Here is a 23,964-nt window from a genome sequence, read left to right on the forward strand (position 1 = left end):
TCTCTCCTCATTGGAATGAGTTCTTGCGGATCGCGATGTTCTTCACATCGCAGAAGAAATCGAAACTCCAGTCTCCGCCTTCGCGGCCGATCCCCGAGTTCCGCGAGCCTCCGAACGGTGCGGCGAGATCGCGGATGAAGTAGCAATTCACCCAGACGGTTCCGGCGACCACGCGCTCTGCGACGCGACGCGCGCGCTCCTCGCTACCACTGAAGAGCGTCGCAGCGAGCCCGTACTCCTGGTCGTTGGCGAGGTCGACGGCTTCCTCTTCATTCTCGAAGGTGTGCCAGCTCAACACCGGGCCGAAGACCTCCTTGCGGAAGAGTTCGGAGTCGCGCTCGACATCTTCGAGCAGTGTGGGCTCGAAGTAGAGCTCGCCTGCAGTGTGTCGGTCCCCGCCCCACACGGCTCGGGCTCCGGCCGCCTTCGCGCGTTCCACGAAACCCGAAACCCGTGCGAAGTGATCCGCGTGAATCAGCGGCCCCACGCGGGTTCCCAGTTCTCGCGGATCGCCAACTCGCATGCCCGCGACCGCGGCCGCGACCTTCTCGCGCAGAGCCTCGGAGATGCTCGCCTCGACCAGAATGCGCGTCCCGGCCAGGCACACCTGGCCCGCGTTCATGTACTGCGCGACCACCGTCTGCGCCGCAGCGTCGAGGTCCGCATCGCCAAAGACCAGTAGCGGCGACTTGCCTCCGAGTTCGAAACTCACCGGGCAGAGGTTTTCCGCCGCCGATTTTCCAACCAGGCGCGCAGTATCGGTCGAACCGGTGAAACTGATCCGCGCCACACCCGGATGCCGCGCGAGTGCCGCACCGGCGTCCTCTCCGATGCCTTGGACGACATTGAAGACCCCCGCGGGAAGTCCCGCCTGCGCGGCGAGATCGGCGAGAAGCGAGCAGGAGAGCGGTGCCCACTCGGGCGGTTTGAGCACAACGGCCGAACCGGAAGCGAGCGCCGGGCCGAGCTTCCAGGTCGTCAGCATGAACGGCGCATTCCACGGAGTGATCAGAGCGGCCACGCCACTTGGTTCGTAGCGCACGCAGTTCTCGACCGGCTCCGAATCAATGACTTCACCGAGTTTCTTCGCTCGCTCCGCGAAGAACGAGATATTGTGCGCCGAGCGCGGAACCACGGCCTTCTGATTTCCGATCAGGAGCGAGCCCACATCCGCAGTTTCGACGGGAGCGATCTCGTCGACTCGTTCGACGATGGCTTCCGCAAAGCGTTGCAAGATCGGCGCGCGCCCCTCCGGCCCGAGCTCGGCCCAGGCCGGGAAAGCGCGGCGTGCAGCCTCGACCGCCGCGTCGACCTCAGCAGCCCCGCCCGCCGACACTTCCGCGAGCTTCATTCCGTCGATGGGAGAGCGCACCTCGAAGCGTTCCTGCGATGCGACTCGCTCTCCGCCGATCCAGTGGTCAGCCGATACTTCGACACCTTCAACCTTGACGACGTGAGGGGCCATCGAAACTCCTTCAGGAAGACTGCCTTCTCGGTCGCGCACGGGTTCGAGTGCTCGACGCCGGTGATTGCGATCGCTCGACGAGTTCCTGTGCCGCCGCGCGAATCGCAACCTCCATCAATTCGATCAGGGACTCGACATCCGTCGTCTGGGGATGGAGTTGGGATGCGATGAAGATTCCGTCCATCTGGGCGATGACGAGTTCGGACAGAAGCCCCGCAGCCTTCTTGCGCTTCCGCGAATCCTCGATTCCGGTGAGAAATTGCTCCAACGTCGCACTCCAGGCCTGCTTTGCGCGTTGCCGGATGCGCTCGACAGCGCCGCGAACCTCATCGGCGGGATCGCGGCGTTCGAGTGCGAGCAGAAGGAGCAGACGCAAGAACTCGGGCCGATCGCGGAACAACGCACCCAGCACGCCGGAACGCCCCGCTTCGGCGACTCCCTCGTCCTGAACGAATTCCTCGAACCAGCGTTCGGCAGCGCGCTCCATGACCGCGGCGACGAGGCCCTCTTTGTCCCCGAAATGCCAGTAGAGAGTCGGCGGCCGCACCTTGGCCCGCTCGCAGATCGCCGCAATCGTGGCACCGGCGAACCCCCGCTCGCTCATCAGAGCGGAACCGGCATCCAGGATCCTCTCCCGGTTCCGCTGGCCGTTCTCGATGTGAGTGACAGGGGAAGCCAAGGCCTTTAGCTATCACTAAAGGAGCATGGGGTCAAGCAGAATAGGCCTCCGAGAGTTCACTCATTTCACGAGTTCACCCAAAGGATCAGAGTGCGAATTCGGTCCGTCCGATGATTTCCATCTGAAGATCTTGCTGCATGCGCGTGTAGTAGCCGGTATAGCCGGAGACGCGCACGATCAGATCGGGATAGTGCTCTGGATTCGCCATGGCATCTTTGAGAGTGTCGGAATCGACCATATTGAATTGGAGTTGCATTCCGCCGCTGTCGAAATAGCTGTCCACGTAGTGGGCGATCATGGCGATGTTATTCGCATGGCTGCGATTGCTCGAGAACGCCAGGCGCACGTTCAGCGTATAGCTATTGTCGGCGGTGCGAGGGTCGATGCTTCCCACATCGATCAGATTGTCGAGCAGGTTCTTGCTCGCGATGGGACTGGGGGTGAGCCCCGAAGTAAACGGCGTGTTCGCAAGCCTTCCCGATGGGGAGGCCCCGGAGACCCGGCCGAAGACCGTGTGGTTGTTATTGGTCCGATAACCCGTCGTGTACGGACCCCCGCGATTGTTGCTGTGCCGATTGAAGAACTCGCGAATCATCCGGGTCACGCGATGGGCCATCTCCCGAGCCTCTGGATCCCCGGAACCGAATTTCGCCGCTGAGAACCGAGCAGAGGCGTAGATCCGCTTGTAGCGTCTGTCCTCGTCACTCCCGGGCACCTCGCCTCTGAAATCGTGGTCAACCGCATCCATCAGTTCGCGAAACCCGATTGTCTTGCCGTCCTGACAATGGGTGCCGTCGAAAACCAGCTTCTTGATCGCCAATAGCGAATCGACGACATCGGAAAGGCCAATGAACGAGGTCCCCGAAGAGTTGTACCTGGCCCCTCCCTGGGTCATCCCCCGGCCTGACTCGATGCACCCCTCCAGCAGGGCGGAATAGAGAGGCGCCGGTATGACTTCGGGATGGATCTTCACCAGTTCATGGGAGATCTCATCGATCAGCGGCTCGTAGATGAAGTAGAACTGTCGCTCGAAAGCCGCAAAGAAGGCTTCAAAGTCGTTGAAGCTCTCCACCTCACCGGTGGTCGGAGTTCCCAGAGGTTCATCCGCGGGCGACCGGTTCCACTTCGAGTGGCGACCGTTGTTCAGAGCCACCTCCAGCGGCACCATCAGATTGGAATCGATGTCACCGGTGGCGGCGAAGTGCTTACCGGAGATGACCGGCTCCACGCAGCCGCAGGGAACCCAGTCGCGGACATCCTCCAGAGCCCAGCCGTGCTGGCACAGCCCCTCGATTACCTGTCGGTCATTGTGGATCGCCGGGGTGCCAGAGGTGATGTAGTTCACCTCACAGACTCGCCTCAGATAGGTCTCGCTATTCACCCCCTTCATGTAGCGAGCATCCATATCCGGATCGTCCAGCGATAGCATCTCGGTTAGTTTGAGGATGATGTAGGTCATGTCGTTGACCGCATCCTCCCCGGAAGGTGTAACGCCGCCGACGGTGATGGAGGCCACGCCCGGCGCACCTGAGTTCTGCCAGGAGGCGATGGTGGCTGCCGCGAGACGGTGACTGGTCAGTCGCAAGAAGAAACAGCCCACCAGTTCCAGGGCTCGCTCGAGATAGGCTTCCCGCTCCTTCTCGCCACTTATCCGCTGCATGTCCGCTTCGAAATAGGGTTGCAGGATCTGATCCAGTCGACCGACGCCGATGTCATCGTCCATGCTGTCCAGTCCGATACCAATGAACAGAATCCAGATCGCCTGGAGAGCTTCGTGGAGAGTCGCGGCCGGCTCGTTGCACAGCTTGCGCAGAATGCGTTCGATCTCTTTCAGTTCCGCCCTTCTCGAATCCGATCCGGCTTCCGCGCGAGCCTCCAGGCCGACCTGGTCGGCCAGTCGGCGGGTATAGAGCGAAACGCCTTCCAGTGCGGTGTCCATCGCGTCGAGAGCTTTCAGCTTCTCGTCTCGAGTGGCGTCGTCGAGAACGGCATCCTTTTCGAACTCCGTCTTCTGCCGCTGGATCTGCTCGCGAAACCCCGGCAGGCCCTTGCGCACCGCCGTGCCGAAACCCGGGCTACCCGGGTTCAGCGAAACCAGCCCCCAGGGAATGAGGAAGAACATCCGGTCGTAGATCCGGTCCGCGCGCACTGATTCACCCCGCTCTCGCCTGGCGCGCAACCTCTGCTGCCAGACGTAAGGCAGGTGACGATTCATCCAGAACGGGAGGACTTTCTTGTGCAGGGTCCGGGCGGTCTCTGGCGTGATCGCAAAAGGATCCAACTCTCGCTGGTCAAGGGTGTTGAGCTCGCCCCAGATGGACCAGCCGATGGTGAAAGGATGGTTCACCGCGCCACATATGGGGTTGGGCGTCAAGGTCCCAGCCAGCAGATCTCCGTTGCGCAGTAGAGGCTCCCGGTGGCGCATCACGTGACAGAACGCTTCGGCCGTGCGCTGGGCGGGATCCCAGGGCGTACCATCGTTGCGGTTTTCGTAGCCGTTCTCCTGAAAGAAGTCGGTCAAGAGTTCGCCGTACTCGGCGGTGACCTCGGGAAGCTCTTCGAGGTGTTCCTGCTTGAATCGCGCCAGGCGTGGAAAATCCCCGAGGGAGGAGTCGGCCAGATAGGCCTCTTTCAGCCAGTGCACGCCCGAATCGACCGGCTCGGCCCTGAGACGGTCGGCGGTACGGGCTTCGCGCATACGCCGCTCCGGTTTACCGGCCTTCGCGGCGACTTCGAAAGCGACGGCGCGGTTCTTTCTCTTCTGCTCCTCAATGGCAGAGAGGCCTCCCCCCGGATCGACGAGGCTCATCAGATAGCTGTAGTAGCCGAAAACGGCAGGGTTCCCTTCGAGCCGTACATCGGACGCGAGGAATTTTCGCACTTCGTCATCCGGTCCGAGCTGTTCCATGGCCGCAATTTCGTCCTCAGAAGCGAAGACTAACGTCGCCTCGGCCTCTTCAGCGGATCCCTCGCCTCTTTGGACCCGGATCTGTCCATTGCGGATCACGACGACGATGTTCACTGACCCGTCTTCGGTCCGAAGACAGACGACAGCATCGATCGGACAAGGCCTGGCGGCGGCAGACTCCGGCTCCCCGAATAACGCATCGCGTAACTCGGGAACCGAATCGAATAACCCGGCGACACCCGTGAGATTCAGAAACAGCCGCTCTCCCGGGGTAGCTATGTCCTCTGCCTCGCATTCCATGGCGTATTGATGCCTCGATTCGGTGTATAGTATTCGAACGCACTCATCGCGCCAGGCTCGGCAGGAAAGTCACCACTCATGAATCTTGCTCGAGTATTCTGTCTCGCGATAATTCTCATTCTCGTCCTGGTCGCGTCCGATTCTCGAGCCAAAACGGTGACCTATACACTCGACGATGTCGTTCTGGCGGAAAATAGCTCCCAGATGACGGGCAGCTTCACCTGGACTTTCGATGTCGGCGATTTCGAGAATGGCAGCGAGCAATTCATCTCCCTGGAAGTCCCCTTTACCCTGCATGATCACACAAACCTGAAAAGCACCGTTGACGTCGGCAACTCCATCGAAATCACACTCGAAGGCAATGCTCACGACGACGGGGTCGATATTACACTCTTCCTGCTAGCGCCCCTGACGCCCTCGGCCTCTTCATCGCTCGATCTGGCCCGAAGCGAGTACGACATCGGCGGCAATGGGTTTCACGCTGGCTCGTTCCTCTCCGGAAGTATCTCGCCGATGGTCTCGGCCCCATCGCTCTCGGGGCCTGCCCTTTTGGCCCTCGCCGGACTGCTGCTGGCCATCAACGGGTACAACGCGCGGCGATTTCACCTTGCCGGTGGAAGCGGGAACCGAACTGGGCCGATCGCTCCATCTCGAGGATGAGCATCAGCCGAACTCGGCTGGCGGATCGTTGCGCTTCCCATCCGATGTAGGTTCACTTGGCCTCAGTCGAGGGATTTCAGGAAGTCGATCATGGCGCGGTTCACCGCGTCGGGCGCCTCCTGCTGGGTCCAGTGCCCGATGCCGGGCAGGATGACCGGATCCTGCAATCCCGTACAGACCGCGCGCATGTTCTGCTCCCAGAACGGGTTACCGGCGATCAGGTCGCGATCCCCGCTGATGAACAGAGACGGCTGCTCGATCTTCTTGCCCTGAAAAGCCGCCGAATACTCCCAGGTGCGATCCATATTGCGGTACCAGTTGAGGCCACCGCGGAAACCGTTGCGCTCAAACTCGCCGACGAAGAAGTCGAGATCCGCTTCGGAAAGCCAGTCGGGCAGCTTCTCGCTACTGGGCATCTGGTCGAGGAAGGCCGCACGCTTGCTCTGTGTGCGGAAAATCCCGTCGTCCTCGGGCCGGTCGCCGGAGGCGGCGTACATGAAGTCGCGAACGCTCCTGCGCACATCCCTGCGAAGTTCGTGCTCAGCCACGCCCGGAGTCTGGAAGTAGAGGATGTAGAAGAAGGTGTCGCCGAACATATTCTTGAACAGTTGAATCGGCGTAATCGGTGTGCGTTCCGACATGGGCACCGACAAACCGATCACTGCGCGGAAAACATCGGGACGCCACTGCGCTGCGTTCCAGGCGACGGGCGCGCCCCAGTCGTGGCCGGCGATCACGGCCTGCTCTTCTCCGAGAGCAGCGACGAGGCCGACGATATCGCCGACGAGGTGGAACTGCGTGTACTGCTCGACCGCTTCAGGTGCCGTCGTCTGACCGTATCCGCGTTGGTCGGGAGCGACCACGTGATACCCGGCCTCGGCCAGAGCCGAGAGTTGGTGACGCCACGAGTACCAGGATTCGGGAAAGCCGTGACAAAGGACCAGGAGGGGACCCTCCCCCGCCTCGGCGATGTGCATCTGGATGCCGTTGGTCTCTACTGTGCGGTGTTGGATTTCGTGCATGAGTCCTAGTCTGCCAGAAACATACGGGTGCAACCTGAAACGGGTAGAGTGGCACCTCGACGGAGGCTTCGATGACAGCGAAAACGCCTGGTGAATTCACGCGCTATCGGGAGAGTGCGATCGAGTTTCTGGCCGAACTCAGCGTGAACAACGATCGCGACTGGTTCAAGGCGAACCAGACGCGCTACGAGGAACAGGTGCGCGAGCCTACCCTGGCCTTCATTCGAGCGATGGAGCCACGCCTGCGAAAGCTGTCGAAACACCTGGTCGCCTGCAATAAGAAGGTGGGCGGTTCGATGATGCGACCGCAGAGGGACACGCGCTTCGCAAAGGACAAGACCCCCTACAAGACCAATGTGGGCGTGCAGTTCCGTCACGAGGCGGGCAAAGACGTACACGCTCCAGGGCTCTACGTGCACTTCGATCTCGACGAGGTGTTCATCGGCGTGGGTATGTGGCATCCCGATGGGCCCACGCTCGCAGCCATGCGCGAGTACCTGGACGAGCAGCCGAGGAAGTGGCTCAAAGTCCGGGACGAGAAGACTTTCAACCAGTACTTCAGTCTTGGCGGGGAAAGCCTGAAACGACCTCCGAAAGGCTACGACGCGGACCACCCACTGATCGACGATCTCAAGCGCAAGGACTTCATCGCGGTCGCGGACCTGACCTTGACAGACCTGTTCAAGCCCCGATTCACCGACAAGGTGGAGACTCACTTCAAAGCGGCCCGGCCGTTCATGAAGTTGATCTGCGAAGCGCTCGACCTCCCCTTCTGAGGAAGTCGACTCCAACACGTACACGCGAATCCGGCAGCGATTCGAGTTGCGGACTCCCGAGCTAGTTCGACGCTTGCGTCAAGAAGATCGGCGATGACCAGGCTCGTGGCTCTACCTCGTCCAGGCATTCGTCGCCCGGATCGAACTTCGGCCCGTTCGCGTAACACGGCCTCGGTCGGATGCACTGGCCTCGCTCGTCGCGATCACAGCGAAGCGGATCTCCGGCCACCATCGGTTTCGCTTCCTGAATCGCGCGAACGTAATAGATCGTTTCGCGCCCACTGTGGGAGAAGTCGGGATCTTCGAACTCGACCCGACAACCGCCACCAGTATCGCTACAGGGCAGAATCCGCCACGGGTCTTCGATCAGGGGAGCCACCGGCTCATCGGGACTTTTCTGCGGACGGATGCGCACGACTTCGATGCGCGTGATTTCGTTTCTCGTGTCGCTGGGGAAGTAGCATTCGCCCAGGCAAAGACGTTCGGTTCGCTCCCTACCGAGGCTGGACACCACGTCTTGCGGACACCCGGGCTTCTGCTCGAAAGAGCCGACTGCACGAACTTCGAAACGCGGATTCTCGGATAGCTCGAATTCGCTTCCCATGGGTTTCGATGTGCCGTCGGGCAGCAGGAGATCAAACCAGAGGAGAATTCGATCACCCGAGGTTCCATAGACCTCGCGCCGAACGAGCGAGTCGAACAGAGCATCGCGTCCGCGCCCCTCGGCGTGTGCCGCAACGAGACCTCCGGTGTAATAAAAGGACGCCCCCCGTTCCGGCATGAAACCCGTCAACGGGCGAACTTCGTCGAGCGCGAGCGTTCCCTTCTCGCGTTCGGCAGCGAGCACCTCGGGATCGGGTTCGAGGCGCTCGAGTACGGCGCCATCGATACCCCATGCGTCCGTCATCGCCTTGCGCCCGAACTCTTTGTAACCGGTACCCGCCCGAGCCTTGTGATTGTCACTCGAGCCAATCAGCCCGTAGCGATAGCGACCGGGTTCCCGGCCCTCTCCGAATGCACCCAGCGCCAGTCCGTACTGCGCACTCATCATCGGCCGGTACATGAAAGCGGGCATGAAGCCGCCGGGCAATTGACCGCATTCACCCCAATCCTCCGGCGTTGCACCGGGAATCAAGTGAAAACGGGAACTGCCGTATGACCCCGCAATGAAATCGTCGCGCACACGCCGGACTCTGTCCGCGCATTCCTCGGATTCCGGATCCGCACAGGTCCGACGCGCGAGGATTCCAGCGCGATGACAGCACGGTTCGTAGCCGTCGCTGGGCTCCGGGCACACGAGTTCGCCATTCTGATCTCTGGTAAGGGCTGCAAACGGACCGTAGCGTTCCGAATTTCCATGACCGGAGAAGACCTCGAACAGAGGTTGCCTCTCGGACAGTTCGCCACCCGTTCCCATCTGTGAGGCGAGCGAGGACAGCGCGGGTGAGTGGATGCCCCAGCTCGTGCCGTGCGGGATCACGAGGTTGTCAAAACCCCAGTCGTCGAGCTTTGCGAACAGAGTCCCGGGCGTCCGTGCCGTCTCGATACAGTTCTCCGGAAGTTCGCGCACGGGGACGCCTTCTTCACACAATGGCGTGGCCATGGCCTCGGTTACCCAGCGGTTGAAATCCATGTAGTAGCTGAAGTTCTCGCGATCCAGAACCGGCAGGGCCACGCGCATCGGACCCATTCCGGCAATGGCGTCGTTGAGCAGATTCTGACCGGCACCGATCGGGCGCGTCGGGACTTCGCCTGCACCAATCCCCCGCAGAATGACGTTCTTGTGGCCGTAGTGGTTCTCCGGTTCGCTTCCCATCTGGGTCCACTCCCAGCCGAGCAGCGATACGAGATCCGGATCCGACCCTCCGCCGGAAACCTCGTTGCACTCGCGAATCGAAGCGATCGTCTCCCGCCATTGTTCGGGCGTCAGCATCTCGGCGTGGTCGTTGATCGACCAGAAATCGAGCGCGGAACAATGGCGGGCGAAGTCGCAGGCATCCGCGGGCGGATGGGCACCCTCGCCCTGAATGAGCGGCAGACTGAACAGAAAAGCGTCGGAAGACCACGTCGTGTGCACGTGAAGATCGCCGAACAGAATCTGTCTGTCGGCGGACGCTCCCGCATGGACCTGAGTGGCTCGAGACCGGGATACGGAAAGCGGATCACGCGCGGTCCGGGAGATCTGAGGTTGGCTGATGTAGTCGCCACCGGTTCCGCGCAGGAGCATTGCGTAGGCCGCCGCCACGATCAGAACGGCGCCGACCGTGAAGTACACAACACCCAACAAGATCTTCTTCAATCGGGACTCCCCGGATTCGCGAAATCAGGCCCTGGGCCGAATCGCGCCAATCGTATCGAAGCGCGCATCCTCTTTCCACGGAATTACGTCACCACTCATGCACATCCAATCGAGTAACTGGGCGCGCAGATCCGCGACGACCGCAGCGTGCTTCGGATCGCCGGCCAGATTCTGGCACTCACCGGGATCCTGTGTGCGATCGTAGAGTTCGTCCGCCTCGTAGAGCCGATGACAGTAGGTAAAGCGATCGGTGCGAATCGTCAGCACTCGGCCGTTCGTGAGCGGTTCTTCGTTCTGGAGTGCACCTTTCAGGTCGTAGGGATAGTCCGGCTGCTCCAATAGATGTTTCTCGTTCTTGCCGAAACCACCCTCGCTGAAGGCGGCGTCTCTGTGGACCAGAGAGGCATCTCCCAGCAGGGGAACCAGGCTCCTGCCGAAATGCGAGTAGTCCGCTTCGAGTTGCGCCATTTCGAGCAAGGTCGGAACGATGTCGATGAGTTCGGCAAAACTGTCCGTGACCGCTCCTTCCGCTGCGTCCGGGGACGCGATGACGAGCGGATTGTGGAGCAGGCTCTCGTGCTGCCCGGCCGGCCATTTCTCGATCAGGCCGAAGTCGCCCAGATACTCGCCGTGATCGCTGAAGAAGAACGTCGTTGTATTGTGAGCGAACCCGGCGACGTCGACGGCGCGATTGATCCGTCCCAACTGATCGTCGATACGGCTGACCATCCCCGCGTAGGTCGCGCGAATCTCCGCCCAATCGTCGGCACCGAGACGATTGGTTCCGTAGCGGTCCACGATCGCCTGCATATAACTCGGCTTGTCGGCGAGGTCGGCCGCAAGAGGAGGCGGTGTCGCCGCGCGGTCGTGCATTGAAAACCAGGGTTCTTCGACCTCAAAAGGAGGGTGAGGAAACATGAGCGGCAAGTACAAAACAAAGGGTTCGGGAATTCCTTCCTGCAACCACAGTTCAGCCGTTCGTATCACCGCCTCGTCGAAATCGAGCGACACTCCGGAGCGCTCGCGAAGTCCGTGATAGAACGCACGGGAGAGCGGATGTTCTCTTTCATAGGGCGAAGGCGAATAGAGCATCTCGGGCGACACTTCGAAGCCGAAGCGACTCGTACTCTCCTCCGTCATTCCCTTTGCAAAGGTATCGCCGCGCAACCCCGCATGAGCGACGTGATAGCCGGCGTTCTTCAGGATCCGCAGGATATTCGGCTCTTCGGGCTGGAGAAGATGACCCAGTGTGCGATGACCGCGCACGTGCGGATACCAGCCCGTCAGAAACGAAACTCGACTCGGAGAGCAGACGGAATGCTGTCCGTAGGCGCGAGTGAAGCGCGTACCGCGAGCCGCGAGCGCATCGATATGCGGGGTGCGTGCGAGTTCGTTTCCGAAGCAGCCCACCGCATCGAAGCGCAATTGATCCGGGATGAAGAGTACGAAGTTCGGTCGTGTCACGAGGGTCTCCGTCACGAGTGCGGTTGCATCGGCCCACCTGGTCCGAGCAATTGTGCCTGACCCGAGTCTCGTTGTCAGAAAAGGACGGAACTGCGATAGCCCGATGCGTGCCAATCAGACGATTGCGAAAGCGGTAGAGACGGTCCAGAATGCGCCCGGACGGAGCAGGAAATCTGCTTGCGGGAAGCCTACAGCGATCTAGATGAGAGGGATCATGATCAAACTCTACGGCCTGCGCATGAGCAACTACTACAGCCTGACCAAGGCCCTGCTGATCGAGAAGGGGCTCGACTTCGAAGAGGTCAAAGCGCCACCTTCCCAGGACGAAGACTATCTGCAGCGTTCACCGATGGGCAAGATGCCCTCGATCGAGGTCGACGGCCGGTTTATGTCCGAGTCGCTGGCGATCTTCAACTATCTAGAACGCCTGAAGCCTGAGCCTGCGCTACTGCCGAGCGATCCGTTCGCGGCGGGCAAAGTCATTGAGCTGGTCTGCCATCTCAAATTGGACATCGAACTCGTCGCCCGGCGCTGCCTCCCTGAACTCTTGTTTGGCAAGCCGGTTAGTGATGAGACCAAAGAGCAGGTCAAAAAGGATCTGGCGACGGGGATGAAGGCGGTGGCTCGCTTGTGCGTATGCGACCCCCACGCTGCGGGAGCGGATTTCACGCTGGCAGACCTCTACATCTTCTACACGTTTGGCCTGGCCGGCACCCTGGCCAAGAAGGTCGCCGACGTAGACTTGCTGGCCGACCATCCGCAGATCACTGAATTGATCGGGCAGCTCGCGAAACGTCCGAGTATCGCTCAGGTTGCTGCAGAGATGGCCGGATGAAGCGAAGCGCTGGACTGACCTCCAGCGCTTCGACAAAACCATCCTCTCGGAGCACTGACTCCCGACTCAGACGGCCGCTTCTACTCGCTTGCCCAGACCCGACGCCAGGATCTCGGCCGCCTCGGCCACCATCTCGTCGAGGATTTCCGCAGCCGGGCGCTTCTTGTGCAGCATGCCCGACGTCTGCCCCGCGGCGTTCATCAGCAGGTCTTCGCGACCCGCTTTCTGAATCGAGTAGCTGAGATCGCGAATCAAGATGGCCTGCGCGCCCATCGGAAGGGCATGGATGTTCTGGCGTTCCCAGGCTTCGATCAGTGGATTGGAGATATTGCGCATGGTCTTGCCGCTGTAGAGGCGCGTCACGATGGTCTGCTCGGCCGCAGCTTCGATGATGCGCTGTTTCTGCAGATCGGGCTGGTTGGCCTCTTCAGAAACCAGGAAGGCGGTGCCACACCAGGCGGCGACGGCCCCGACGGCGAGCACGCCTGCCAACGCGCGGCCACTCGCGATCCCGCCGGCCGCGATGACCGGCAGTGGCGCGACCGCGTCCATGACCTGCGGCAGCAAGGCCAACGTACCGATGCGACCGGTGTGCCCGCCCGCCTCGGTACCCTGAGCGACCACATAGTGCGCACCGTCGCGGGCGACCTGTTCGGCGGCACGGACGTTGCCCACCAGTGAGAGGATCGTCGTGCCGTTCGCCTCGAGAGCCTCCACGAAAGGACCGGGCGTTCCCAGACCGGACGCGAACACGGGAACTCCTTCCTCCAGGATCACCTCCATCTGCGAACCCGCCCAACTCTTGCCCTCGGGTATCCACGAACCCATCTGGTCTTGTTCGGGTGGAGCTTTCTCCAGGACGATTTCGAGTTCGTCGGCGACGCGCTGCACGGCATCGCGGTGTTCCTGAGGGAGCTTGTCAGCGGACGGAGCTGAAAGTGTCGGACCAGCGGAACGCGAAATCAGAAACGTTTGAGCCAAAAGCAGGTCGATACCGAAAGGCTTGTCGGTGAGCGAGCGGATCTTGCGGATCTCGGCGCGCAGTTCATCGGGGGAGTAGGCCACCCCGCCAAGCACGCCCAGGCCGCCTGCATTCGAGACAGCCGCGACGAGTTCGGCAGAGGCCACCGGGGCTCCGGTCCCCGCAACGGGCCCCATGCCCGCAAGCACCACCGGGTATTCGATCCCGACTCGTTGACAGAACTCCGTTCGAAGCATGGGTCTGGACACTTGCGATGGCCTCCTGTTCTTCACTTGTGGTCTTCGACTAACGTCCTCTGTAGACCGGCTTGCGCTTCTCTACGAACGCCGCCACGCCCTCGAGCGTATCCTTGGTAGAGAAGTTCACGGTCTGTGAGACGCCTTCCCGACCGAGCGCCTCCGAAAGGCTCAGCGACAGAGAGTTCGCGAGCATCTTCTTCGTCATCTGCAACGCCAGAGGCGGACCCGCGGCCAGACGCTCCGCCCAATTGGCCACGAAAGCGTCCAACTGGTCATCGGGAAGAACGCGGTTCACGATGCCCATCTCTCGCGCTTCCTCAGCGGAAATGATGTCTCCGAAAAGCGCCAACTCCTTGGCCTTGTGAAGGCCGACCAGGCGCGGCAGCAACCAGGTCCCTCCGAAATCAACCGAGAGCCCGCGCTGCGCGAATATCTGCGAGAAGCGCGCGTTCTCGGACGCGACGATCAAGTCGCATCCCAGCGCCAGGTTCATGCCCGCTCCGACAGCCGGGCCACGTACCTTTGCAATCGTCGGTTTCGAAACTTCGTGCAGCGCCATGGCCGCGGCGTTCACCGAGTGCATGGAATTGAGCGGGTGGGTTCCCGCTCCCATCTTGTTGCTCAGTTCGGCCCCCGCACAAAAGGCTCCGCCGGCCCCGGTGATGACCAGGACGCGATCGCTCTCGGTGCGCGTCACCTCCTCGAAGACGTGCTGCAACTCCTCCCACATCTCACCCGCAACCGCATTCTTCACCTGCGGTCGATTGAGCGTGAGGGTCACGACGCCGTTTTCTTCGCGATCTACGAGGATCTCGTCCATGCACCCTCCTCTTCCCGGCTTCTACGGTACCGGGTCGGGTCTGTGGTGGTAATTCGCGCACATCGTGCTTACCTCAGAGACCGACACTTTGTCAATCTTCCCCTTCGTGTCCCGCAAACCTGGCCAGTTGAGTATTCGAAAAAGGGCTGCATTCACTCGATTGCGATGTCGTTCGGAACTTGCACCGAGATCGCGGAGAGCCTCTCCAAAGGTCCCCTAACAGCCAGCCATTCGGGGCACGCTTCTTGCGGTAGCCTATTCCCATGTCCCCACAAATCGACCCTGGACGACGTTCTCTCCTCCGACTTTTCCTGGCGAGCCCGCTCCTGCTCTGCCCACAACCGGTCGCCGCATTCGAGCATCTGCTTACAAAACTGGGAGAAACCTCTGCAAGTCCGGAGGAAACCCGCGAGATCATCACGGCCGCTGCGGATGCAATCAACGTTTTTGACTTCGAGGCCGTAGCCGAACGGAATTTGTCCCCAGCGCACTACACCTATCTGTCGATGGGCGTTCAGCACGAGGTCACTCTTCGAGCTAACCGATCCGCATTCGACGACTTCCAGTTGCTGCCGCGGCGTCTGGTCGATGTTCGCGAACTGGACACCTCGACGGAACTCTTCGGAACCAGGTTCTCCAGCCCAATCGTCCTGGCTCCGATGGGCACTCAGAAGGCATTCCATCCACAGGGGGAACTCGCCGTTGCGCGAGCCGCCCGGCGCACGGACCAACTGCAGATCCTGTCGACGGGTACATCCGTGCCGATCGAAGAGGTGGTCGAGGCGCGAGGCACCCCGGTCTGGTTCCAACTCTACACACCCGGCATCTGGCCCGCGACGCGCATGCAATTGAAAAAGGCCGAAGAGGTAGGCTGCCCCGCCGTCGTTCTGACCGTAGACATGACGGCCACCCCCTTTGGACAGAACCGGGATCGGATTCGCCGCTTTCGCAGATCGAGCAATGAGGAGTGCCAGGCGTGTCACAAGTCCTTCGGCGACGACATCCTTCGCGGAGCGATTGGCGCAGCCGATGCGGTTGGATTCGATCTGGGAAGACGCCTCGAGAATCTCATGCTCCTGGACTGGGACTACGTGGACAGGATTCGCGATGCGACGTCGATGAAGTTGCTGCTCAAAGGGATCCTCACACGCGAGGACGCGCGCCTGTGTATCGAGCACGGAGTCGACGGGATCGTGGTTTCCAACCACGGGGGTCGAGCTGAAGACAGCGGATTGTCCACGATCGAAGTCCTTCCGGGAATCGTCGAAGAAGTTGGCGGACGCATCCCGATCCTGATCGATAGTGGCTTCCGCCGGGGGACCGACATCTTCAAAGCCCTGGCGCTGGGTGCCGATGCCGTGTGCGTCGGCCGGCCCTATGCCTGGGGGTTGGCGGCCTTCGGTCAACCTGGCGTCGAAGCCGTGCTCGAGATCCTGCGAAGTGAACTCGCGACGACCATGAAGGGAGTCGGAACGCCAGACCTGAAGTCGATCACCCGCGCACACGTGACCAGGCGAAGTTCGGCCTGCGAGGTCCCGGGTTAGCGGGAAGCCCTTCGTTCGTTTGCCGGTATGGCTTCGGCTCACGTATCCTCAGGGGAACAGATCACCTGAGAGCAGCCGCATCGTGAAGCTCTACGTTTTCATCATCGCCCCGAATCCCACCCGCGTTCGCCTCTATCTGGCCGAAAAGGCCGCCATGGGAGGGAAGATCGACGTCGAAGAGATCATGGTCAATCTGCGCGAGGGCGAGCAGAAGAAAGCCGAGCACTTGAGTCGCAATCCGCTGGGAAAGCTACCCGTTCTCGAATTCGAAGACGGGAGCTTCCTGACGGAGTCGGCGGCGATCATGGAGTACTTCGAAGAGGTCTGTCCGGAACCGCCGATGATCGGAGTCGGGATTCGCGAGCGTGCGCGAGTCCGCGAACTCGCACGCATCGCGGATTTCGGCGTTCTGTTTCCGATCGCACGCGTCGTTCACTCGACCAACTCGCCCCTCGGTCTTCCGCCCTCACCCGAGATGGCGGCCCATTTTCGCGGTCTGCTTCCAGATGCCCTCAACATCCTGGACCGATTGCTCGCAGATGGCCGTCCGTTCCTGGCCGGAGATCGCCCCACGATCGCCGACTGCAACCTGGCGGCGGGATTCCAGTTCGCCCGCGTCGGAAAGGTCGAAATCGATCCGTCCTTCGAGCACCTGGCTCGTTGGGACCGCGACTACCGGGACCGGGATGCGGTGCGCTCGGTGCTCATTCAGTAACCGATGAATTCAGGGAGAGCAGTTTGACGAATCCGGCCTCAAGCGATCCAGCTCCGCTCGTCGACATGACCGATCCCGAACTCTGGCGTCAGCCCGGAGCCCACTTTACGCCCTGGTTTGGCGATGGGATTCGAGCGGGACGCGTCCCGGCCATGGACTCGATCATGCTCTTCCACCACGCCGACGTGCGCGATGCGTTGTGTGATTCGCGTCTCGGCGCCATGGGTACCCGAGCCTTTGAATCCATGGGATGGGAGTCCGGCCCCTTCGTCGACTGGATGCGAAACAACGTCGTCGCACTGGACCCACCGGCACACACTCGCTTGCGTTCTCTGGTGAGTCACGCCTTCACGCCGCGGCGCGTCGCCAAGATGGATGCAATGGCAAGAGGCGTCGCCCACGAACTCGCCGATGCGATGGCCGAAGCGGGCGAAGTCGATTTCTACGCCGCCTTCGCACAGCGCTTCCCCCTCAACATCATCTGCTCGTTGCTCGGCATTCCCGATGTCGATCACGCACAGATGCAGCGCTGGACCGAAGCGATCAATGTGGCCACGGGAATTCCGCGGCCCTCGGCTCGCGCCGCCGCAGACGAAGCAGTCGCGGGCATCGTCGACTACGTGAACCGCTTGATCAACGAGCGGCGCAAGAAACCCGCCGAAGACCTCCTGAGCGGATTGATCCGCTCGAGAGACGATGGCGAGAAAATGAGTGCCGAAGAACTCCCGGCAATGGTGATCCAGCTACTGGTCGCGGGACACGAGACCACGCGCAATCTGATCGGCAACGGGCTGTACACCCTGCTTCGCAACCCCGCTCAACTGGCGCGCCTGCGACAGAATCCGGAAAGGGTTGGCAATGCCGTCGAGGAAACGATTCGCTTCGAGCCCTCGCTGATCTGGGTCGCTCGCACGGCCCGCGAGGACCTGGAACTCGCAGGCTTCGAGGTCAAGCGGGACCGACTCGTCCTGTTGAACCTCGCCGCCGCCAATCGCGATCCCCTGGTTCATCCCGAACCCGAGAAATTCGACATCGATCGAGAGAACATCCAGGTGCTGTCGTTCGGAATGGGCACGCACTACTGCATCGGAGCCAACCTCGCCCGCCTCGAAGGCCAGATCGCCTTCGAAGTCTTGCTGGAGCGTTTCTCGAAAATCGAGTTCATCGGCGATCCGCCAGAGTTCGCGGCCTACACCGCATTGCGAACGCTCGAATCACTGAATCTGCGCGTCACCCCGTCCTGACCCGCCGGATCTCGACCCGCTCGATCGTGTGCGCGGGTTCCTATTTCTTGGCTCCGAAATCCTTGTACTTCTCGAGCAAGCGCTTGGGCTGTTTCAATGCGTCGCGCCGGAAGGGATCGCCGAGTTCCTGGGTGACCATGATTTCCAGAACCGTCGCCCGATCGGACGAAGTCGCTTCGCGCAGCGCGTCGCCGATCTGATCGGGAGAATCGACGCGGACGCCCTGCGCACCCATCGCGCGTGCGATCTCGGCAAAACTCGGATTCTCGAGGTTCACACCGAGGTATCGGTCGTCGTAGAAGTCGATCTGGTTGCGCTTTTCCGCGCCCCACTGGCCGTTGTTGAAGACCACCGCGGTCACCGGAATGTTCTCGCGCACACAGGTCATCACCTCGGTGAGGCTCATGCCCCAAGCACCGTCTCCCACATACGCAACACACGGACGCTCCGGAGCAGCGACCTTCGCACCCATGGCGGTGGGAAAGGCGTATCCGCAATTGCCGAAACTCATCGCGGCCAGGAAGCTATTGGGACGTTCAAAACGCAGATAGCTATTGGATACCGAGCAGATATTGCCGATGTCGGTGGCCACGATGGCGTCTGCAGGCATCGCCTTTTCGAGTTCGCGCAGACAGCGCCGGGGCGGGATCGGAGATCCGTCTCCGGAAGACATCTGATCGAGTTCCTTTTCCCAGCTCTGCTTCTGAGCTTCGACTTCCTTGCGCCGGGCCTCCGCACCGTCGAGCACAGGAGCCTTGCGGTCGGGGGAAGTCAGACGAAGGAGCAGATCGGCAGCCGCAGCCCTGGCATCGCCACAGATTCCCACCTCGAAGGGGCGAACGAGACCCAGCGATCGCGGATCGCTATCGACCTGGATGATCTTCGCGTTCTGCGGCCAGTACTCCATGCCGTACTGGGGCAGAGTTCCGAAGGGGCCGAGCCGGGAACCGAGCGCCAGAACCACATCCGCCTTCTCGACGATACGCATGGCAGCTTTCGAACCCTGGTAACCGATCGGGCCGCACAGGAGCGGATGGCTGGCGGGAAACGCGTCGTTGTGGAGATAGCTCGTGATCACCGGAGCCGAGAGGAATTCGGCAAGGGCCACCGCTTCCGCACACCCCCCGGACATGACCACGCCACCTCCCGCCAGCAAGACCGGGAACTTCGCGTTCGCGAGAAGTTCGGCAGCGGCCTCGAGACTCTCGGCACCACCGGCGGAACGCTCGATGGGCTTGGGTGTCTGAATCTCTGAGTCGAATTCCCCGTAGAAGTGATCGCGGGGGATATTGACCTGCGTCGGCCCCCGCTCGAGCTGCGCAATCGAAAACGCGCGATGAGTGAGTTCCGCGATCCGCTCGGGCCGACTCACGTGCGCCTGATACTTGGTGATCTTGGAGAAGATCGGCATCTGGTCGGTTTCCTGGAAACCGCCCAGTCCCATGCCCATGCTGCCGGTCTCGGGCGTGATCGCAACCACCGGGGAATGGGCCCAGTAGGCCGCCGCGATGGCGGTCACGAAGTTGGTGATACCCGGTCCGTTCTGCCCGATGCAGACTCCGTGGCGATCCGAAACGCGGGAGTAGCCATCGGCCATATGGGCCGCATTCTGTTCGTGGGCGACGGAGATGAAGCGGATGCCCGCTCCGGGAAACAGATCGAGCGCATCCATGTAGGCCGAGCCCACGATGCCAAATACATCCTTCACACCATGCGCCACGAGTGTTTCGACAAAGGCTTCGCTCGCACTTATCCGGGGCATCGTCACCCTCCTGTATTCCGGTCTATTCTTGGTTTCGGGTGCTGGTTTCCGGTCTTGTCCTGGACCGTGCAGAATCAGCGGTCCCGGCTCCGAGCGGACCCGGGACATCCCGGCACTCGGATCGACGAGTTCGTCTATGATGCTGGCATCGTACAACAACGAGGCTCGTCCGTTGGACGATAGCTTGCCCCGATGCCAGGCGAAGCCAGGAGTAGGCCCATGACCGATCGCGAAGCCGAGCTGAACGCACTCGACGTGGAATGTCTCTGGCATCCTCTCACCCAGCACAGGGACATCGAGTCCGCCCCGCCCAGGCTCATCGAACGCGCTCAGGGATCGCTCCTTTTCGATGCCAGTGGGAATCAGTGCTTGGATGGGGTCTCGGGACTTTGGTGCGTCAATATTGGCCACGGACGCGAAGAACTGGCGGATGTCGCACGGGAGCAGATGGCCGCACTCGCCTACGTCCCGATGACCATGAGCCACGAACCCGCCGTCCGCCTGGCTGCGAAACTAGTCGAACTGCTCGGCTATCCCGGCAAGGTCTACTTTTCGAATAGCGGATCCGAAGCCAACGAAGCGGCGTTCAAGATCGCGCGTCAGTATCAAGCCCAACGCAGCGGCGGTACTTCCGATCGCTTCAAGATTATCGCCCGCACCCGCGGCTATCATGGAAACACCCTGGGGGCCCTCAGCGCCACCGGTCAGCAGCAACGCCGAGCCGGTTACGAACCCCTGGCTCCCGGATTCGTCTTCACCGACGCACCCGATCCGTATCGCGACACGGGCGACTGCGCGGAGAAACTCGAACAGACCATCCTGCAAGAAGGTGCGGATAGCGTCGCCGCATTCATCATGGAGCCCATCATCGCCGGAGGCGGCATCCTCGTTCCGCCCGACGACTATCTGCCGCGAGTTCGCGAGATCTGCGATCGCCACGGAGTCCTGCTCATCCTCGACGAGGTGGTGACGGGTTTCGGCCGAACGGGAAAGATGTTCGCCCACCAGCACTGGGGCGTGGAAGCCGACATCATCACCTTCGCCAAGGGTATAGCCAGCGGTTACATGCCACTGGCCGCGACCGTCGTGCGTCAAGAGATATTCCAGGCCTTTGAGGGAGAAGTCGAGAGCGGTCGGCACTTCCGCCACGTGAATACCTACGGCGGACATCCCGTCGCCACGGCGGTGGGTTTGCGCAACCTCGAGATCATCGAGCGCGAACAGCTCGTCGAACGGGCGAGTGTGATGGGCAAATCCATCTTGTCGAAACTGCAACGACTCGCGAAACACCCCTGCATCGGAGACATTCGCGGCAAGGGTCTTTTGATCGGGATCGAACTCGTCACCGACCAACAGAGCAAGCAACCGGCGGAAAGCAGCACAATCGCCGCGATCCTCTCCTTCTGCGCTGAAAGAGGTCTGATCATCGGACGAACGGCGCAGACGACCCCGGGATTGATGAACGTACTGATCCTGGCACCGCCCTTCGTTCTGAGCGAATCGGAAGCGGACTTCCTGGTGGACACCGCGGAAGCGGCGATTGAACACGTGTGCGGTGCCCGCGATCGAGCCGGCGATTGAACACTCTGGTCGTCAACTGCGGCAGTTCATCTCTGAAGATCCGCCTTTTCGATGACGAGCACGCTGTGCTGGCGAACGGCATCGCAGAACCACTTGGCCGGGCCGACACCGAACTGCGCTGCCAGGCGGGAAGTCAGCAGACCGCGCAGCGACTGGAAGACGCGACCCACGAAGGGGCTTTCGAAGCGCTCTGCAAAGCCTTGCTCGAACTCTCTGCCGGGTCCGCCGATATCGGAGCCGTCGGGCACAGGGTCGTCCACGGGGGAGAGCGCTTTCGCAAAGCCGTGCTCATCGACGAGCGCATCGAACGCGAGATCGAAGCCCTTGCACCTCTGGCGCCTCTGCACAATCCGCTGTGCCTGCAGGGAATCCGCGCAGCTCGCAAGCATTTCCCCGATGCGAGCCACGTGGCGGTCTTCGATACGGCCTTCCACCAGACCTTGCCAGAAGAAGCCTTTCTATACGCCCTCCCGTACGAGTTCTATACCCGGGATCGGATTCGTCGCTACGGATTCCACGGCAGTTCTCACCGTTCCGTGTCCGAGCGGGCGATCGAGTTACTCGGCCCGGAAAGTCACCGTTCGCGCATCATCACCTGCCACCTCGGCGCCGGCTGCTCGACCGCTGCGGTGCGAGACGGCCGTTCGGTCGACACTTCGATGGGAATGACCCCACTCGAAGGGCTCGTGATGGCCACGCGCTCTGGAGATCTCGATCCCGGGATCCCTGCCTTTTTGCAGGAGCAAGGCGATAGAAGTGCGCGAGAGGTCGAAGACCTCTTGCAGCACAAGAGCGGCCTACTCGGTATCTCGGGACTCTCGGGGGATATTCGCGAACTCACGCGGGAAGCCGAGGCGGGCCACGCCAGAGCGGAACTGGCTCTTCGAGTATTTGCACATCGCGTCCGCAAGTACATCGGCGCCCATCTCACCGTACTGGGCGGGGCCGACGCAATCGTGTTTACCGGCGGTGCGGGAGAGAACAGTCCGTCTTTGCGGAACCGCATCTCGAGCGGACTCGAGGAACTGGGAATCGAGATCGATCCCAGAGCGAATGAAACCGGCGCGGGAAGCGACCGGATGATCTCGACGGAGGGTTCCCGGGTCGCGATCTTCGTCATCGCGTCGAATGAAGAACTCGCAATCGCACGGGATACACAGGACGTCGTTCGCAATTCCCGATCAGAGGAGCAACGATCATGAAACCCGAACAGGTCGCGGAGGCCTACTTCTCCCGCATGCGCGAACAGGATATTGGCGTGGTCGAACTCTTTCACGAAGACGCCGTGCTCCTGGGCCTTGGCATGCGTGTCTCGGGTCATGAAGCCATCCGGAAATTCTATTCGACAGCCATCAAAGGCGGCGGACCGAGCCCTCGAATGGCCGGACCGCTGGTCAGCGATGGCCAGCGGGTGTTTGCCGAGGTCTTCATCGACCTATCCATCGGGTCGACCGTGCACGCCGTAGATGTGTTTCACATCGAAGACGATCGCATCCGAATGCTCAACTACTTCATTTCCGATGAACCCGCAGAGCAATAGAACAGGACTGAGGAAGCGTTCAATGGGAAATCCGATCGAAGAACTCGAGAAACACCGCGACCTGCTCGAGAGTCCCATCCTCGCCCAGGTGGCGTTTCGCCTGCCCGACGGTCTTCTCGCCAATAACGTGGTGTCGTTTCTCTGGGATGGTGAACGAGTCGGATTCAGTACGCTGAAATCCTATTTCAAGTATCGCTGCCTGCTGGCCGACGACCTGCTCACCATGCTGCTGATCGACCCGAAGGACCCTCGTCGCTATCTCGAAATCCGCGGGCATGCCGAACTCAGCGACGACGCGGACCACCGGTTCATCAATCGCATCGCCATGAAGTACTTCAGCCTCGAAGAGTATCCCTACCACCAGCCTGGGGACGAGCGGGTCACCGTGATGCTCAACACCCAGCGCTGTCGAGCGGCACAGGTTCAGCACGGGGAGAGTTGAGCCTCCGGCAAAGGGCTTCCGGATGTCCAATCGACTCCCTTCTGCTACTGTCGGCCCGGCAATGCTCTCGATTCACCTCCTAAGAAAGAGCTGCGGGCTCGTTCTGTCGATGCTTCTGCTCGCCGTATTCGTTGGCGGAGCAGCCAACCCCTGTAGCGTGGCCAATGCCTGGGCTGTTGCGGACCGGAACGCATCACTGCGCGGCCCGGCACACGATGGTCCAGCAGCCGCGCACGAGCACTCCAGAACTTCCCATGAGAATCACTCCTCTCATGAGAATCCCTCCTCCCACAAACACTGTGGCGAGGCCGATGGAGCCCCTGGGGAGATTCAAGAGACCTCGAACGAGGATCCCAAAAAGAAATCCTCGAATACCTGTCATTGCATCGAAGTTCCCGGCTACGGCAGCGCCGGAATGCAACTCGACTTCATCACTCCAACGAGCAACCCCATTGGGCTTGCATGCTGGCGCATAGACGAAGACCCGGAAACACCCGGAGAGCTTCCGAACCCGCCCCTTCTTCCGATCGACCACGTTCCGGAGTTCGCCTAGGGAATCTCTGCACAGGGAGGATTCGAGCGAGAAGCGGGAGTCGCCGCCTGAGCAAGAAGCGTGATCCGATCGCAGATCCGTAGATCTGCAGAGGGTCGCGCGACGCAGCGCAGGCGGATGCATCGCGCTTCGCA

General features: G+C 61.2%; 20 protein-coding genes. 11 read left to right on the top strand and 9 right to left on the bottom strand.

The features are described from left to right. Positions 1–7 precede the first annotated feature (7 nt). The 3 genes from GY725_18120 to GY725_18130 form a co-directional block, all read right to left on the bottom strand. Complete coding sequence (locus GY725_18120; GenBank protein MCP4006103.1) at positions 8–1,465, bottom strand: aldehyde dehydrogenase; 1,458 nt, start codon at positions 1,463–1,465, stop codon at positions 8–10. 10 nt (positions 1,466–1,475) lie between these two features. Next, positions 1,476–2,069, bottom strand: coding sequence for a TetR/AcrR family transcriptional regulator (locus GY725_18125; GenBank protein MCP4006104.1), 594 nt, complete (start codon positions 2,067–2,069; stop codon positions 1,476–1,478). Between the two features lie 160 nt (positions 2,070–2,229). Then, entirely contained in the window at positions 2,230–5,166 is a 2,937-nt protein-coding gene (locus GY725_18130) for a hypothetical protein (GenBank protein MCP4006105.1), read from the bottom strand. Positions 5,167–5,430: 264 nt separating this feature from the next. Here GY725_18130 and GY725_18135 point away from each other — a divergent pair, with 264 nt between their 5' ends. Then, a complete protein-coding gene (locus tag GY725_18135; protein MCP4006106.1) occupies positions 5,431–6,012 on the top strand; it encodes a hypothetical protein in 582 nt (193 codons plus the stop codon). A 62-nt stretch (positions 6,013–6,074) separates the two neighbouring features. Here the strand turns inward: GY725_18135 and GY725_18140 are convergent, their stop codons facing one another. After that, positions 6,075–7,034, bottom strand: a complete 960-nt coding sequence (locus GY725_18140; GenBank protein MCP4006107.1) for an alpha/beta hydrolase — start codon at positions 7,032–7,034, stop codon at positions 6,075–6,077. A gap of 71 nt (positions 7,035–7,105) precedes the next feature. Between GY725_18140 and GY725_18145 the strand changes: the two genes are divergently transcribed. Continuing rightward, positions 7,106–7,810 carry a DUF2461 domain-containing protein gene (locus tag GY725_18145; protein ID MCP4006108.1) on the top strand — a complete coding sequence of 235 codons (705 nt, stop codon included), beginning with the start codon at positions 7,106–7,108 and terminating at the stop codon, positions 7,808–7,810. A gap of 61 nt (positions 7,811–7,871) precedes the next feature. Here GY725_18145 and GY725_18150 read toward each other — a convergent pair whose 3' ends face one another. After that, positions 7,872–10,109 (bottom strand): DUF3604 domain-containing protein, encoded by a 2,238-nt coding sequence (locus tag GY725_18150; GenBank protein MCP4006109.1) that lies wholly within the window; start codon positions 10,107–10,109, stop codon positions 7,872–7,874. A 24-nt stretch (positions 10,110–10,133) separates the two neighbouring features. Continuing rightward, positions 10,134–11,573, bottom strand: coding sequence for a sulfatase-like hydrolase/transferase (locus GY725_18155; GenBank protein ID MCP4006110.1), 1,440 nt, complete (start codon positions 11,571–11,573; stop codon positions 10,134–10,136). A 214-nt stretch (positions 11,574–11,787) separates the two neighbouring features. On the opposite strand from GY725_18155, the gene GY725_18160 reads away from it, so the two are divergent. Then, entirely contained in the window at positions 11,788–12,408 is a 621-nt protein-coding gene (locus GY725_18160; protein MCP4006111.1) for a glutathione S-transferase family protein, read from the top strand. A 66-nt stretch (positions 12,409–12,474) separates the two neighbouring features. Here the strand turns inward: GY725_18160 and GY725_18165 are convergent, their stop codons facing one another. Together GY725_18165 and GY725_18170 are read right to left on the bottom strand one after the other, a co-directional pair. Next, on the bottom strand, positions 12,475–13,638 hold the full coding sequence (locus GY725_18165; GenBank protein MCP4006112.1) for a nitronate monooxygenase: 1,164 nt from the start codon (positions 13,636–13,638) through the stop codon (positions 12,475–12,477). A gap of 37 nt (positions 13,639–13,675) precedes the next feature. Next, a complete protein-coding gene (locus GY725_18170; GenBank protein MCP4006113.1) occupies positions 13,676–14,449 on the bottom strand; it encodes an enoyl-CoA hydratase in 774 nt (257 codons plus the stop codon). Positions 14,450–14,712: 263 nt separating this feature from the next. Between GY725_18170 and GY725_18175 the strand changes: the two genes are divergently transcribed. The 3 genes from GY725_18175 to GY725_18185 all read left to right on the top strand — a co-directional run bounded on the left by GY725_18175 (position 14,713) and on the right by GY725_18185 (position 17,952). Next, a complete protein-coding gene (locus tag GY725_18175; protein MCP4006114.1) occupies positions 14,713–15,993 on the top strand; it encodes an alpha-hydroxy-acid oxidizing protein in 1,281 nt (426 codons plus the stop codon). Between the two features lie 82 nt (positions 15,994–16,075). Continuing rightward, on the top strand, positions 16,076–16,708 hold the full coding sequence (locus GY725_18180; GenBank protein MCP4006115.1) for a glutathione S-transferase family protein: 633 nt from the start codon (positions 16,076–16,078) through the stop codon (positions 16,706–16,708). A 23-nt stretch (positions 16,709–16,731) separates the two neighbouring features. Then, positions 16,732–17,952, top strand: coding sequence for a cytochrome P450 (locus tag GY725_18185; GenBank protein MCP4006116.1), 1,221 nt, complete (start codon positions 16,732–16,734; stop codon positions 17,950–17,952). 40 nt (positions 17,953–17,992) lie between these two features. Here the strand turns inward: GY725_18185 and xsc are convergent, their stop codons facing one another. Continuing rightward, positions 17,993–19,714, bottom strand: a complete 1,722-nt coding sequence (gene xsc / locus GY725_18190) for a sulfoacetaldehyde acetyltransferase (protein ID MCP4006117.1) — start codon at positions 19,712–19,714, stop codon at positions 17,993–17,995. 219 nt (positions 19,715–19,933) lie between these two features. Here xsc and GY725_18195 point away from each other — a divergent pair, with 219 nt between their 5' ends. Genes GY725_18195 through GY725_18215 form a run of 5 tightly spaced genes read left to right on the top strand, consistent with a single transcriptional unit; the run spans position 19,934 to position 23,830 of the window. Further along, positions 19,934–21,295, top strand: coding sequence for an aminotransferase class III-fold pyridoxal phosphate-dependent enzyme (locus GY725_18195; protein ID MCP4006118.1), 1,362 nt, complete (start codon positions 19,934–19,936; stop codon positions 21,293–21,295). Next, the gene (locus tag GY725_18200) at positions 21,292–22,497 is read left to right on the top strand and encodes an acetate kinase (protein ID MCP4006119.1); all 1,206 of its coding nucleotides are present in this window, start codon (positions 21,292–21,294) and stop codon (positions 22,495–22,497) included. The genes GY725_18195 and GY725_18200 overlap by 4 nt, the downstream gene beginning before the upstream one ends. Continuing rightward, complete coding sequence (locus tag GY725_18205; protein ID MCP4006120.1) at positions 22,494–22,835, top strand: nuclear transport factor 2 family protein; 342 nt, start codon at positions 22,494–22,496, stop codon at positions 22,833–22,835. The genes GY725_18200 and GY725_18205 overlap by 4 nt, the downstream gene beginning before the upstream one ends. 22 nt (positions 22,836–22,857) lie before the next feature. Continuing rightward, positions 22,858–23,277, top strand: coding sequence for a PPOX class F420-dependent oxidoreductase (locus GY725_18210; protein ID MCP4006121.1), 420 nt, complete (start codon positions 22,858–22,860; stop codon positions 23,275–23,277). A 22-nt stretch (positions 23,278–23,299) separates the two neighbouring features. Continuing rightward, a complete protein-coding gene (locus GY725_18215; protein ID MCP4006122.1) occupies positions 23,300–23,830 on the top strand; it encodes a hypothetical protein in 531 nt (176 codons plus the stop codon). Positions 23,831–23,964: the final 134 nt, after the last annotated feature.

This window comes from bacterium, from assembly GCA_024226335.1.
Classification (GTDB): domain Bacteria; phylum Myxococcota_A; class UBA9160; order SZUA-336; family SZUA-336; genus JAAELY01.

Bases quoted from the DNA above. Each gene is read 5' to 3' on its own strand.
- GY725_18125 (MCP4006104.1), bottom strand. From the start codon at position 2,069: ATGAGCGAGCGGGGGTTCGCCGGTGCCACGATTGCGGCGATCTGCGAG.
- GY725_18210 (MCP4006121.1), top strand. From the start codon at position 22,858: ATGGGAAATCCGATCGAAGAACTCGAGAAACACCGCGACCTGCTCGAG.
- GY725_18135 (MCP4006106.1), top strand. From the start codon at position 5,431: ATGAATCTTGCTCGAGTATTCTGTCTCGCGATAATTCTCATTCTCGTC.
- GY725_18120 (MCP4006103.1), bottom strand. From the start codon at position 1,465: ATGGCCCCTCACGTCGTCAAGGTTGAAGGTGTCGAAGTATCGGCTGAC.
- GY725_18195 (MCP4006118.1), top strand. From the start codon at position 19,934: ATGACCGATCGCGAAGCCGAGCTGAACGCACTCGACGTGGAATGTCTC.
- GY725_18175 (MCP4006114.1), top strand. From the start codon at position 14,713: ATGTCCCCACAAATCGACCCTGGACGACGTTCTCTCCTCCGACTTTTC.
- GY725_18215 (MCP4006122.1), top strand. From the start codon at position 23,300: ATGTCCAATCGACTCCCTTCTGCTACTGTCGGCCCGGCAATGCTCTCG.
- GY725_18140 (MCP4006107.1), bottom strand. From the start codon at position 7,034: ATGCACGAAATCCAACACCGCACAGTAGAGACCAACGGCATCCAGATG.
- GY725_18205 (MCP4006120.1), top strand. From the start codon at position 22,494: ATGAAACCCGAACAGGTCGCGGAGGCCTACTTCTCCCGCATGCGCGAA.
- GY725_18160 (MCP4006111.1), top strand. From the start codon at position 11,788: ATGATCAAACTCTACGGCCTGCGCATGAGCAACTACTACAGCCTGACC.
- GY725_18170 (MCP4006113.1), bottom strand. From the start codon at position 14,449: ATGGACGAGATCCTCGTAGATCGCGAAGAAAACGGCGTCGTGACCCTC.
- GY725_18145 (MCP4006108.1), top strand. From the start codon at position 7,106: ATGACAGCGAAAACGCCTGGTGAATTCACGCGCTATCGGGAGAGTGCG.
- xsc (MCP4006117.1), bottom strand. From the start codon at position 19,714: ATGCCCCGGATAAGTGCGAGCGAAGCCTTTGTCGAAACACTCGTGGCG.